This window comes from Pigmentiphaga soli, assembly GCF_039541095.1.
Taxonomy (GTDB): Bacteria; Pseudomonadota; Gammaproteobacteria; order Burkholderiales; family Burkholderiaceae_B; genus Pigmentiphaga; species Pigmentiphaga soli.
This window is the reverse complement of record NZ_BAABFO010000001.1, coordinates 437807-450146: the sequence shown is the minus strand read 5'-3', so window position 1 is coordinate 450146 and position 12340 is coordinate 437807. Positions and strand designations below refer to the sequence as shown.

Genomic DNA, 12340 nt, shown 5'->3' with positions numbered 1-12340 from the left:
TCTATCATGGCCCCCCACTTTTCGCCGATCTGGCCGGTGCACATGGATCGTCTGCGATGCCTGCGCATATTTTCCGAAGTGGTCCGGGTGGAGAGCTTCGTCAAGGCAGCCCGCAACCTGTCGATCTCCAAGGCGACCGTATCGAAGCACGTCGCATGGCTCGAGGAATCCATCGGCGCCAAGCTGCTCAACCGGACCACGACCCAGCTCGCGCTGACCGAGGCGGGCCGCCGCGTGCTGGACGCGGCCGACGATATGTTGGATCGCTACGGCCAGATGGAGGCGGAGGTGCGGGAATCGATTTCGTCCCTCAACGGTTCGGTCTCCATCGGCACGCCGCTGGTATTCGGCGTGCACTACCTGATGGACGTCATCACCGACTTCAACCGGCGGTACCCCGACATCGACGTCACGGTACTGCTTGACGACGGACGCTCGGACCTGGTGGCGGACGGCCTGGACCTGTCCGTGCGAATCGCCGCAGCCCTGGACGATGCCAGCTACATCGCATGCCCGCTGCTGACCATTCCGCAGGTGCTGGTGGCCACGCCGACCTATCTGGCGCGCCACGGCAGGCCCCGCACCATCCAGGACCTGGCCCGCCACAGCTGCCTGGTGCACCCGCTCAAGAGCCCCACCGGGATCTGGCGTTTCCTGGGCGAGTATCCGGAGGAAGTGCACGTCAGAAGCCCGATCCGCTCGACCATCGGCGATGCCTTGAGGCAGGCGGCACTGATGCACGTCGGCATTTCGATGCACCCGTACTTCACCGTTTCCGACGACATCAACGCGGGGCTGCTGGAAGTGGTGTTGCCCGACTGCACACCGCCGCCCATGGACATCAGCATCATCTATTCGCACCGCAAGAACATCCCGGTGCGCGTGCGCCATCTGCTGGATTTCCTGAAGGACTGGGCCAGGAATCCGCCCGAGCTCCTGCTGCCGTCGGCCGCCTCGGCGCGGCCCGGCCGGGGGGGACGGCGCGTCCGCCGGAAATAGGTCTATTGCTCTTGTTGGCGTTGTTCGGCCATCAGCCCAGCAGCAATGCGCTGACGCGATCCAGCGTGGGCAGCTCGTCGATGGTCAGCAACAGCCTTTCGAGTTCTTCGACCTGCTCACGGCCCAGCGCGGTCTTGGCCGTATGGCGGAACTTCTCCGCCACTTCCTCGCGGGTCAGTGGCCGGGTGTAGCTGCCGCGCCGCTGTTCGTTGTAGGTGCGCAGCGTGGTGCCGTCGACCAGCGTGGCCTCGACGCGCGAGGCGTGGCGCATGGCCGGGCCGCCCTTGTCCAGTTCGGGATCGTGTTCGATGGCGATGCGCTTGATCAAGGCAAGAATGCGCGGGTCCGTCAGGCGGTTTTCCAGATACTGCTCGACGAAAGCCCGGCCATCCAGCAGCTTGACCGCCGCCGTGTAAAAGCCGTTCATCTGCGCGGCCACCACGTCGGCAGGCTTGTAGGTCCAGCCGACGTTGTTGACGGATATCCTGCTCAGGCTGATGCGCATATGCTGCAGGTTGTCGGCCGTCAGCCCCTGGCGCATGAGGTCGTCGACCCCGTCGACGATGGTGTGGGCGCTGGCGCAGGAAGCATGAGCCTTGAAGCCCACCTTGGCGGTTTCCCAGCGTTGGCCCAGCTCGTGGGCGATTTCGGACGGCGTGGCGTTTTCGCCGAGCGCGCTCAGGAAGCCGCCGACAGGCGCTTCCAGTACCTCCGTGCTGCCCGTGAATCCGCGCGAGGCCAGCAGGCCGGCGGTGACGCCGGCTTCGGCGGCGTGGCCGGCGTGAAAACGCTTGGCCATGGCTCCCATGCGCGCGCAGTAAAGGCCGGCGGCCTGCGTCGCGCCAATGCCCAGGGCGTGCGTGGCCGCGTCGGCATCCAGGTCCAGCAGCCGCGCCACGCCAGCGGCCGCCGCCGCCGCGCCGACGGTACCCGTTTGATGGAAACCGCGCAGCGCCTGGCCCACGCCCGCCGCGATGCCGATCCGGATACCCGCCTCATAGCCCGCCACGATGGCGGTCAGCACCTGCCTGCCCGACATGCCTCCGCGGCTTTCGGCCACTGCCAGCACGGCCGGGATCACCGTCGCGCCGGGATGAAACACCGACTGAACGTGAATGTCATCCAGTTCGAAACCGTGCACCGCCGTGCCATTGGCCATGGCCGTGGCGCCCGGTCCGGCGCGGCGGCCGCTGCCCCAAAGGCTGGCGCCGCCGCCCGGCGCCAGTTCCACGGCCGTGTCGGCGCTGATGGCGCCCCAGGGCAGCGTCGCCCCGAACAATCCGCAGCCTACGCTGTCCAGCAGGCACAGCTTGGCGTGTTCGCGCGCGGCAGTCGGAATGTCTTCGTAGCGCAGGCCGGCGATCCAGGCGCCCAAGACAATGGTGGAATTGGCTGCCGCTTCGGCGGCAGGTATTGTGGCGTTCATTGGCTATCCGGATACCGGCCACGCATTCCGACGGCGGCCCCGGGCCGCGGATAGCGGAATGAAGAAAGGCGCTTGCCCATGCTGCTGTCCCCTTTAGGTATATTGACTCAGCATCAACCCAAGGCTCGGAATCATTGCATCCCCGTGGACAATGTTTTGAGCCTTCCGAGCAAGCGATTATTCAACAATCGCCTCATGCACCAATAATACTATTAATCGATAACAAGATAACAAAAATGAATACTGAGGACTCGGGCTACCGGAACTGCGCAGCCAGGAAATCCACGAACAGCCTGACCCGCGCCGGCAGGTTCGCCCGGCTCGGGAAATAAACGAACAGATCCGCCGGCTCCAGCTGGTACTCCGGCAGCACCAGTTCCAGCCGCCCCGCATCCAGGTACCGGTTCACGTCCCACTCCGACCGGATCATGATCCCGTGCCCGTCCAGCACCCACCCGCGGGCAATATCGCCATCGTTGCTGCTCAAGGCACCGCGCACCTTGACCACTTCGCTGTTCGCCCCGCGATGGAAGCGCCACACGCCGTGGGGCTCGTCGTTCTGGTTGTGGATGATGCAGCGGTGCGCCAGCAGGTCGGCGGGCGTCCGCGGCCGGCCGTGCCGCTTCAGATAGGCGGGCGACGCGCACAGGAAGCGGCGGTTGCGCATCAGCCGGCGCGCGACCAGCCGGCGATCGGGCAGGACCCCGAACCGCACGCCCAGGTCGAAATGCTGCTCGATCAAGTCGAGCGGCCGGTCGCTCACGTGCAGGTCGAGTTCGATGTCGGGGTGCTGGCGCGCGAACTGCGAGGCCAGCAATGCGATGCGCTGCCGCCCGAATCCCAATGTGGCGTTGATCCGCAGCAGCCCGCGCACCTGCCCTTTCTGCTCCGAGATCATGGTTTCCATGTTGCGGATGTCGGCCAGGATCCGCGCTGATTGGTCGCGCAGCAGCTCGCCTTCGTGAGTGAGGCTGAGCCGGCGGGTGCTGCGGTTGACCAGCCGCACGCCCAGCCGGGCCTCCAGCTGCGCCAGCCGCTTGGTGACCGCGGGCGGGGTCATGTCGAGCGCGCGGGCCGTGGCGGCGAGGCTGCCATGGTTGGCCAGGACCACGAAGAACTCCAGCTGCGAGGTCACCGTTGTTTCCTTCTGGTTAATTTTCAATTCAATCCGATTGAATCACAGCCGCGCGTCCGCCGGTATTCTGCAGTCCGATCCGCAACGCATGCCTCGACCCGACTTATGAAAATCCTGGAAATCCGCGAAGCCACCCTCCCGATCAGCTCTCCCATCCGCAACGCCTACATAGACTTCAGCAAGATGACGCTGAGCCTGGTGGCCGTGGTGACCGACGTGGTGCGCGACGGCAAGCGTGTGATCGGCTATGGCTTCAACTCCAACGGCCGCTACGGCCAGGGCGCGCTGATGCGCGAGCGTTTCATCCCGCGCGTGCTGGAGGCCGACCCCGCGTCGCTGGTGGACGAGGCCGGCGCCAATCTCGACCCGCACAAGATCTGGAACTGCCTGTTCACCAACGAGAAGCCCGGCGGCCACGGCGAGCGTTCGGTGGCGATCGGCACGATGGACATGGCGGTATGGGACGCGGTGGCCAAGATCGCCGGCGTGCCGCTGTTCCAGCTGCTGGCCGACCGCTACGGCAACGGCACGCCGGACCGCAAGGTGTTCGTCTACGCGGCCGGCGGCTACTACTACCCGGGCAAGGATCTCGCCAAGCTGCAGGACGAGATGCGCGGCTACCTGGACCGCGGCTATTCGGTGGTCAAGATGAAGATCGGCGGCGCGCCGCTGGCCGACGACCTGCGCCGCATCGAGTCGGTGCTGGGCATCCTGGGCAACGGCCAGCGTCTGTGCGTGGACGCCAACGGGCGCTTCGACATGGACACCGCGATCGCCTATGCCAAGGCGCTGTCGCAGTACCCGCTGTTCTGGTACGAGGAGGCCGGCGATCCGCTCGACTTCGAATTGCAGGCCGTGCTGCGCAGCTATTATCCCGGCCCGATGGCCACCGGCGAAAACCTGTTCTCGATGCAGGACGCGCGCAACCTGGTCCGCTACGGCGGCATGCGGCCGGATCGCGACTGGCTGCAGTTCGACTGCGCGCTCAGTTATGGGCTGGTCGAGTATCTGCGCACGCTGGACATGCTCAGGCAGCACGGCTGGTCGGCCAGCCGCTGCATTCCGCACGGCGGGCACCAGATGTCCTTGAACATCGCGGCCGGGCTGGGGCTGGGCGGCAATGAATCCTACCCCGACCTGTTCCAGCCCTTCGGCGGCTTCCCGGACGGCGTCAAGGTGGAGGACGGCTACGTGACGATGCCGGATCTGCCGGGCATCGGTTTCGAGGGTAAGGCCGACCTGTACGAACAAATGCGCAAGCTGGCGTCGTAGGCGGCGACCACGGAGGAAACCCATGCAGGATCCCGCAGCAACGCCGGACTGGACCGCCCGGCGGCTCGACCCCAGCGCGCAGGCCCTGATCGACCAGGCCCGCAGCCTGGGCCTGCCGCCGGTACACGCCATTCCCGTCGTCCAGGCGCGCGAGAATTCGCGCCGGGCACGCGAACTCCAGCAACCCGAGGCCCCGGCCGTGCGGCATGTGGCCGACCACGTCGTCGACCGCGACACCGCGCCGCTGCGGGTGCGGCATTACCGGGCGCGCGACACGGCGCAGCCACAGCCCTGCCTGGTGTATTTCCACGGCGGCGGCTTCATCCAGGGTGATCTGGAGAGCCATGACGTTTTCTGCCGGCAGCTGAGCGTGACGCTGGACGCCTCCGTGATCGCGGTCGATTACCGGCTGGCGCCGGAGCATCCTTTCCCCGCGGCGGTCACCGATGCGGTCGACGCGGTGTCGTGGGCGTTCCGCCATGCGCTGCCGCTGGGCATCGATCCGGAGCGGCTGGCGGTGGGCGGGGATAGCGCCGGCGCCAACCTGGCCACTGTGGCCGCGCTGACCCTGGCGGGCCTGGCGCCGCCCATCGTTGCACAGCTGCTGCTGTATCCGGTGGCCGACCAGTCGCGCGACCATCCCAGCCGGACCGAATGCGCCGAAGGCTACGTGCTGACGCGCCGCGCGCTCGACTACTACGCCTCGCTGTACTTCACCGACGCCGCGCAGCGCCGCGACTGGCGCGCCTCGCCGCTGCTGTGCCCGGACCTGTCGCGCCTGCCGCCCACGCTGGTCGTGACCGCGGGTTTCGATCCGCTGCGCGACGAGGGCCAGGCTTACGCACGCCGCATGGCGAAGGCTGGCGTGCGGGTCGACCACTACTGCTACGACGGCCAGATCCACGGCTTCGCCACGCGCAGCAAGGACGTGCCCGAGGCGCTGGACGCCATTGCCCGCAGCGCGCGCTTCCTTCGTGCCCGATGGGGAACGGCGCCGACCTAGAAGACAAACCCGGCGGCGCGGGCCGCAGCCCTCGCATCGGAACGACCTCGCTCGACGAACAAGCAACGAATCGACAAAGGAGACTGAAATGGCATCGCAACGCCTGTTGAAACGCTTCGCCGCCCCTGCCCTGCTCGCCGGCCTGCTGCCGCTGGCCGCGCACGCAGCCGGCGGCGGCGGCGCCTACCCCGCCAAGCCGGTGGAAGTGGTGGTGCCGTGGACGCCGGGCCAGGCTACCGACATTGCCGCCCGCGCGCTGACGGAGCACCTGACCACGGCCATGGGCAAGTCCTTCTTCATCACCAACAAGCCCGGCGCCGGCGGCGCGGTGGGCAGCGCGGCGGTGGCGCGCGCGCCGGCCGACGGCTATACGCTGCTGGCCGGCTCCACCGGCTCGGTGGTGGTCAGCCCTCTGCTGAACGAGACCAACTACACGGCCGACGATTTCGTACCGGCGGCGATGATCGCCAAGAGCCCGTCCATCCTGATCACGGCCACCTCCTTCCCGGCGAAGAACGTCCAGGAGCTGATCGCTCTGCTGAAGAAGAACCCCGGCAAGTACAGCTTCGCGTCGTCGGGCAACGGTTCGGCCACGCATCTGATGGCCGAGGCCTTCAACCTGGGCTACGGCATCCAGGCCACCCACGTGCCGTACAAGGGCAGTTCGGCGGCGATGACCGATCTGGTGACCGGGCGGGTGGACTATATGTTCGACACCGTGGCCTCGGTCGCCGGCCAGGTGAAGGCGGGCAAGGTCAGGGCCTATGCCATTTCGTCGAAGGACCGCAGCGCGGCGATGCCCGACGTGCCGGCGATCGCCGAGGTGACCGAGCTGAAGGATTTCGACATCGCGTCGTGGATCGGCCTGATGGCGCCCAAGGGCACGCCGCAGGACGTGCTGGACCGCATCGCCGCAGCCTCGCAGAAGTACCTGGAGACGCCCGCGGCGCGCGAGAAGTTCCTGGGCATGGGGCTGGCCGTGAGCCCTATGGACAACGCCCGCTTCAAGCAGGTGGCCGACGGCGAGGTGGACCTGTATTCCAAGCTGCTGAAGCAGTTGGGTCTCGCCCGGCAATAGCCCGTGTGGCAGGGGCGGGCGCGAACCCTGCCCCGGAGGACCGCCCAGCCGCTACAGCAGCTCGAACCGCGCGCTCTTCACCGCTTCGGAATCCAGCCCGATCTGCACGTCGAAGTCGCCGGGCTCGGCCGCGTATTCCAGCTTCGCGTTGAAGAACTTGAGCATGGCTTCGTCGACGTCGAAGCGGATCACCCTCGATTCGCCGGCCTTCAGCGCCACCTTGCGAAAGCCCTTGAGCTCCTTCACCGGCCGCACCACCGACGCGGCCACGTCGCGGATGTAGAGCTGCACCACCGTCTCGCCATCGCGCGGGCCGGTATTCTTCACGGTCACGCTGGCCTGGATCCTGCCGCCGCGCGGCATCGACGGCGCCGACAGCGTGATGCCGGACACGCTGAAGCTGGTATAGCTCAGCCCGTAGCCGAAGGGGTACAGCGGGTCGGTCTTCTCTTCGAAGTATTGAGAGGTGTAGTTGCCGGGCTTGCCGGGCGTGAAGGGGCGGCCCAGGCGCAGATGATTGTAGTAGGTCGGGATCTGCCCCACCGAACGCGGAAAGGAGATCGGCAGCTTGCCGGACGGGTTGTAGTCGCCGAACAGCACGTCGGCGATCGCATGGCCGGCCTCGGTGCCGGCGTACCAGGTCTCCAGCAGCGCATCGGCGTTGGCGCGCTCCCAGTTCAGGTCCAGCGGCCGGCCGTTCATCAGCACGATCACCAGCGGCTTGCCGGTGGTCTTGAGCGCCTTCAGCAGCTCGCGCTGACTGCCGGGAATGAACAGGCTGGTGCGGCTGGACGACTCGTGCGACATGCCGCGCGACTCGCCCACCGCGGCCACCACCACGTCGGCGCGGCGGGCGGCCTCGACGGCTTCGGCGATCATGTCGCCCGCCGGGCGCGGGTCCTGCTCCACCTCAGGCTTGTCCCAGTTCAGGAAGTTCAGATAGTCGACGATGGCCTGGTCGTCGGTCACGTTGGCGCCGCGCGCGTAGACCACCTTGCCGCGATCCCCCAGCGCGTCGCGCAGGCCTTCGAGCAATGTGACGGACTGTTCCGGCACGCCGGCGGCCGACCAGCTGCCCATCATGTCGACCCTGGAATCGGCCAGCGGGCCGACCAGCGCGATGGTGCCGCCCTTTTTCAGCGGCAGCGTGCCGTCGCGGTTCTCCAGCAGTACTTGCGAACGGCGCGCCACGTCGCGCGCGGCGGCGCGGTGCAGGCGACTTTCGGCGTTGACGTCGGGCGGATCGTCCTTGGCCGCGCCGATGCGGCGGTAGGGATCGTCGAACAGGCCCATGTCGTATTTGGCGCCAAGCACCTCGCGCACGGCGTTGTCGATGTCGCCCATCGGAACATCGCCGGATTTCACCAGGCCGGGCAGCTCCTTCAGGTAGAGCGTGTCGGCCATGCTCATGTCGATGCCGGCCTTGATGGCGAGCCTGGCAGCCTCGCGGCCATCCTTGGCCACGCCGTGGCGCGTGAGTTCCTCGATCGCGCCGTGGTCGCTCACGGCCACGCCCTTGAAGCCCCAGTCCTTGCGCAGCAGGTCTTGCATCAGCCAGGTGTTGGCGCTGGCCGGGATGCCGTTGACGGTGTTGAGCGCGACCATCACGCCGCCGGCGCCGGCATCGATGGCGGCGCGGTACGGCGGCAGGTAGTCCTGGTACATCCGCATCGGGCTCATGTCGACGATGTTGTAGTCGCGGCCGCCTTCCACCGCGCCGTACAGCGCGAAGTGCTTGACGCTGGCCATCAGGCTGTCGGGCGCGGCAGGCGAGCTGCCTTGCAGCGCGCGCACGGTAACCTTGGCGATCTCGGAAACGAGGTAGGGGTCTTCGCCGAAACCCTCGGAGGTGCGGCCCCAGCGCGGATCGCGCGAGATGTCGACCATCGGCGCGAAGGTCATGTCGAGGCTGTCGGCGCTGGCCTCGATGGCCGACGTGCGCGCCGCCAGCGCGATGGCCTGCATGTCCCAGCTCGAAGCCTGCGCCAGGCTGATCGGGAACACGGTGCGATGGCCGTGCACCACGTCGTAGGCGAAGAACATCGGAATGCCCAGCCGGCTGTGCTTGACGGCGGCATCCTGCATCGGGCGGTTCTCGCCGCGGGTGACGGAATTGAAAGTGCCGCCGATGCGGCCGGCCGCGATCTCCTTGTTGATCTGCTCGTGCGTCATGTCGGGGCCGATGCTGATCAGCCGCAGCTGGCCGATTTTTTCGTCGAGCGTCATCTGCGCCATGAGGCGGGCGATGAAGGCGTCTTTGCTTTCGGCCGGCATCGGCCTGGGGCCGGCCTGGACCGAGGAAACCGCGAGGCCGGCGCATACGGCCAGCAGGGGGAGGATTCTCATCAGGAGGGCGTCTCGGGCTGGGAAATGGTTCCGGGCGGATCTACCGGTTAAAATTCCGGGCGCACCGCCGTCTCCAGCCGTCGTCGACTTCCGTGCCTCGATGATCCGTCGTGTTGTCGGGCCCGCTGCGTGCCGCACGAGCCCGGGAAAATCGCACGCCGAAGTGTACTGTGTATTGGCCGGCCCGGACAACGCGCCCTGCGCAGGCGCGCCGCGATGGGCCGGCGCGGCGGCGTTGCCATCCGTTTCCAGCAAAGCAGAACCCTCCGGACCCGAGACAGTCCATATGCCGTCGGCGGCCTGCGGCCGTCGCTTTCCGTTGTTTCTTTTGGCGTTTCGTTTTCGTTTTCTTTCGGGAGTTTTCGTGGTGCTCGATGCCGTAAAAGCCACTCTCTGTCGCATGATGCCGGCGCTCCTGGCGGCCCTGCTTCCCGCCGCCGCGCTGCTGTATTGCGCGCAGGCCGGCGCGTTCTCGCTCGACGACGTGACGGCCCGCGCCAGGACGCTGGCCGCCTCGCCCTACGCGGCGCCGGCCAGCAACCTGCCGCCGGTGTTCAGCAAGATGCAGTTCGCCGATTACCAGAAGATCCAGCCGCGGCGCGACAAGGTCGAATGGCACGACCTCGACACGCCGTTCAAGCTGAGCTTCTATCACCAGGGCATGCAGTTCAACACGCCGGTGAAGATCAACGAAATCGTCGATGGCGCCGCGCACGAGATCCGCTACGACCCCGACCGCTTCGATTTCGGCGACCTGTCGTTCGACCGGCAGGCCACCAGCCGGCTGGGCTACGCGGGCTTCCGCGTGCTGTATCCCATCAACCAGCCCGGCAAGCTCGACGAGATCATGAGCCTGCTGGGCGCCAGCTATTTCCGCGTGATCGGCAAGGGCCAGGTGTACGGGCTGTCGTCGCGCGGGCTGGCGATCGACACCGGGCTGCCGACGGCCGAGGAATTCCCGGCCTTTCGCGAGTTCTGGATCGAGCGGCCGCAGCCGCAGGACCGCCAGCTGACCATCTACGCGCTGATGGATTCGCCGCGCGCCACCGGCGCCTACCGCTTCGTGCTGCGGCCGGGCGAAGACGCCATCGTCGACGTGCAGGCGCGGGTCTTCCTGCGCGGCAAGGTGAACGTGCTGGGCGTGGCGCCGCTCACCAGCATGTTCCTGTTCGGCCCCAGCCAGCAGTCGGCCACCTACAACTTCCGGCCGGCGCTGCACGACTCGAACGGGCTGTCGATCCACACCGGCGACGGCGAATGGCTGTGGCGGCCGCTGAACAACCCGCACGATCTTGCCATCAGCACCTTCCGGGTCCGCAACCCGCGGGGCTTCGGCCTGTTGCAGCGCGGGCGCGAATTCTCGCGCTATGAAGATTTGAAGGATCGCTACGACCTGCGCCCCAGCGCATGGATCGAACCGCAGGGCGACTGGGGCCAGGGGCAGATCGAATTGGTGGAGATTCCCACGCCCGACGAGACCAACGACAACATCGTCGCATTCTGGACGCCCGACCAGTTGCCGCCGCCGGGCCAGCCGCTGCGCGCCGACTACCGCATGCACTGGACGATGAACGAGCCGGCGCTGATCGATCCGAACGTGGCCTGGGTCAAGCAGACCATGCGCACGCCGGGCGAGATCCTGCAGGCCAATCTGATCCGCCATTTCGACGGCAGCATGGGGCTGCTGGTGGATTTCGAAGGGCCGGCGCTGGCCAGGCTGCCGCCCGACGCCGCGGTCAACGCGCAGGTCAGCGTCAACGACAACGCCGAGCTGCTCGACACCGTGCTGGTGCGCAACCCCGTCATCAAAGGCTGGCGGCTGAGCCTGCGGGTAAAGATCAAGGACCGCAAGAAGCCGGTCGAAATGCGCGCCGCGCTGGTGCAAGGCGACAAGCCGCTGAGCGAGACCTGGAGCTACCAGCTGCCGCCCAACACGTTGACGGATTAAGCCCGCTGGGTAAGCCCACCCCTACGCGCTTCGCGCGCTCCTCGAGGGGCGACGCCGGCGGACCGGCAGAGCCGGATCCGCGGCGTCCTGGATGGCGGGAGGTTCGTGCGACGCGGTCCTGCGCGCACGGTGGGGGGTCATCCCGTCCTAGAGCAGCGCTGGTCCATCCTCCGCGAAGGCTTTCAGCAGGTGATGCGCGATCGCATAGGGCTTGGGCGCCGATAGCCCGGCCGGATGCGTGCCGGCCAGCATCTGCGCCGCTTCCTCGCGCGTGAACCAGCGCGCGTCTTCCAGTTCGGTGGTGTCGACCACGATCCGCGTATCCAGCGCGCGGGCGAAGCAGCCGATCATCAGCGACGACGGGAAAGGCCAGGGCTGCGAGGCGAAATAGCGCACGTCGGCGCAGGGCACGCCCGACTCTTCCAGGATCTCGCGCCGCACCGCGTCTTCGATGGTTTCGCCCGGCTCCAGGAAGCCGGCCAGCGCCGAGTACATCCCCGGCGCGAAGCGGGGCTGGCGGCCCAGCAGGCAGCGCTCGCCGTCCACCGCCAGCATGATGACCACCGGGTCCACCCGCGGGAAGTGCTGCGCGCCGCAGGCCGGGCAATCGCGCCGCCAGCCGGCCGAAGCCATGGCGCTGGCCGCGCCGCAGTTGGCGCAGAAGCCGTGCCGCTGGTGCCAGTGCAGGATGGCCTTGGCGCCGCCCAGCTCGCCCAGCACGTCGGGCCGGAACAGGCCGCGCATCGCCACCGAGCGCAGGTCGGTCAATTGCAGGTCCGGCAGCGCCGCCGCGGCATCCGCCAGCCCGGCGGCGTAGGCGACGGCGAACAGCGCTCTGCCCTGCGGATCCTGGCCGAGGAAGACATCGCGCACCGGCTCGCCCAGCGCGGCCAGCTGACCGGCCTGGAACAGCGGGTCGAGTTCGCCGCTGCTCTTGTCCAGCACGGGCGTATCGCCCACGAAGGCCATGAAGCGGGTGGACGGATCGCGCCGCCGCGCCGCGACGAAGGCTTCGTCGTGGCGCTTTTCGGACAGGCGGTTCAGGGGATTGAGGCCGAAGCCGATGGTGGCGGAGCGGTCGAAAGTGGGCACAGTCGGTCTCTGGATTCGGGTCGGACGCGGATCAAGCCGCG

9 protein-coding genes are annotated in these 12340 nt (G+C 67.6%); 5 read left to right on the top strand and 4 right to left on the bottom strand.

The annotated features are described in order from the left end of the window. The first annotated feature begins 42 nt into the window (after positions 1-42). Positions 43-999: a LysR family transcriptional regulator gene (locus ABD927_RS02175; protein ID WP_345245840.1), complete on the top strand. Its 957-nt coding sequence runs from the start codon at positions 43-45 to the stop codon at positions 997-999. Between the two features lie 31 nt (positions 1000-1030). Here ABD927_RS02175 and ABD927_RS02170 read toward each other — a convergent pair whose 3' ends face one another. Continuing rightward, entirely contained in the window at positions 1031-2425 is a 1395-nt protein-coding gene (locus ABD927_RS02170; RefSeq protein ID WP_345245838.1) for an MmgE/PrpD family protein, read from the bottom strand. A 256-nt stretch (positions 2426-2681) separates the two neighbouring features. Continuing rightward, positions 2682-3560 carry a LysR family transcriptional regulator gene (locus tag ABD927_RS02165; RefSeq protein WP_345245836.1) on the bottom strand — a complete coding sequence of 293 codons (879 nt, stop codon included), beginning with the start codon at positions 3558-3560 and terminating at the stop codon, positions 2682-2684. 105 nt (positions 3561-3665) lie between these two features. Between ABD927_RS02165 and ABD927_RS02160 the strand changes: the two genes are divergently transcribed. From ABD927_RS02160 to ABD927_RS02150, 3 genes are all read left to right on the top strand, one after another. After that, positions 3666-4832, top strand: coding sequence for a mandelate racemase/muconate lactonizing enzyme family protein (locus tag ABD927_RS02160; protein ID WP_345245834.1), 1167 nt, complete (start codon positions 3666-3668; stop codon positions 4830-4832). Positions 4833-4854: 22 nt separating this feature from the next. Further along, the gene (locus ABD927_RS02155; protein WP_345245832.1) at positions 4855-5835 is read left to right on the top strand and encodes an alpha/beta hydrolase; all 981 of its coding nucleotides are present in this window, start codon (positions 4855-4857) and stop codon (positions 5833-5835) included. Between the two features lie 88 nt (positions 5836-5923). Continuing rightward, positions 5924-6913, top strand: a complete 990-nt coding sequence (locus ABD927_RS02150; RefSeq protein ID WP_345245830.1) for a Bug family tripartite tricarboxylate transporter substrate binding protein — start codon at positions 5924-5926, stop codon at positions 6911-6913. Positions 6914-6964: 51 nt separating this feature from the next. Here ABD927_RS02150 and bglX read toward each other — a convergent pair whose 3' ends face one another. Further along, a complete protein-coding gene (bglX, locus tag ABD927_RS02145) occupies positions 6965-9259 on the bottom strand; it encodes a beta-glucosidase BglX (RefSeq protein WP_345245828.1) in 2295 nt (764 codons plus the stop codon). Between the two features lie 400 nt (positions 9260-9659). Between bglX and ABD927_RS02140 the strand changes: the two genes are divergently transcribed. After that, entirely contained in the window at positions 9660-11207 is a 1548-nt protein-coding gene (locus ABD927_RS02140; protein ID WP_345245826.1) for a glucan biosynthesis protein G, read from the top strand. Between the two features lie 147 nt (positions 11208-11354). Here the strand turns inward: ABD927_RS02140 and nudC are convergent, their stop codons facing one another. Further along, positions 11355-12299: an NAD(+) diphosphatase gene (gene nudC / locus ABD927_RS02135; protein ID WP_345245825.1), complete on the bottom strand. Its 945-nt coding sequence runs from the start codon at positions 12297-12299 to the stop codon at positions 11355-11357. Between the last annotated feature and the right edge of the window lie 41 nt (positions 12300-12340).

What these genes read in the sequence shown, in the direction of transcription:
- ABD927_RS02175 (WP_345245840.1), top strand. Translation starts at nt 43, where the DNA reads ATGGATCGTCTGCGATGCCTGCGCATATTTTCCGAAGTGGTCCGGGTG.
- ABD927_RS02140 (WP_345245826.1), top strand. Translation starts at nt 9,660, where the DNA reads ATGATGCCGGCGCTCCTGGCGGCCCTGCTTCCCGCCGCCGCGCTGCTG.
- ABD927_RS02155 (WP_345245832.1), top strand. Translation starts at nt 4,855, where the DNA reads ATGCAGGATCCCGCAGCAACGCCGGACTGGACCGCCCGGCGGCTCGAC.
- bglX (WP_345245828.1), bottom strand. Translation starts at nt 9,259, where the DNA reads ATGAGAATCCTCCCCCTGCTGGCCGTATGCGCCGGCCTCGCGGTTTCC.
- ABD927_RS02160 (WP_345245834.1), top strand. Translation starts at nt 3,666, where the DNA reads ATGAAAATCCTGGAAATCCGCGAAGCCACCCTCCCGATCAGCTCTCCC.
- ABD927_RS02170 (WP_345245838.1), bottom strand. Translation starts at nt 2,425, where the DNA reads ATGAACGCCACAATACCTGCCGCCGAAGCGGCAGCCAATTCCACCATT.
- ABD927_RS02150 (WP_345245830.1), top strand. Translation starts at nt 5,924, where the DNA reads ATGGCATCGCAACGCCTGTTGAAACGCTTCGCCGCCCCTGCCCTGCTC.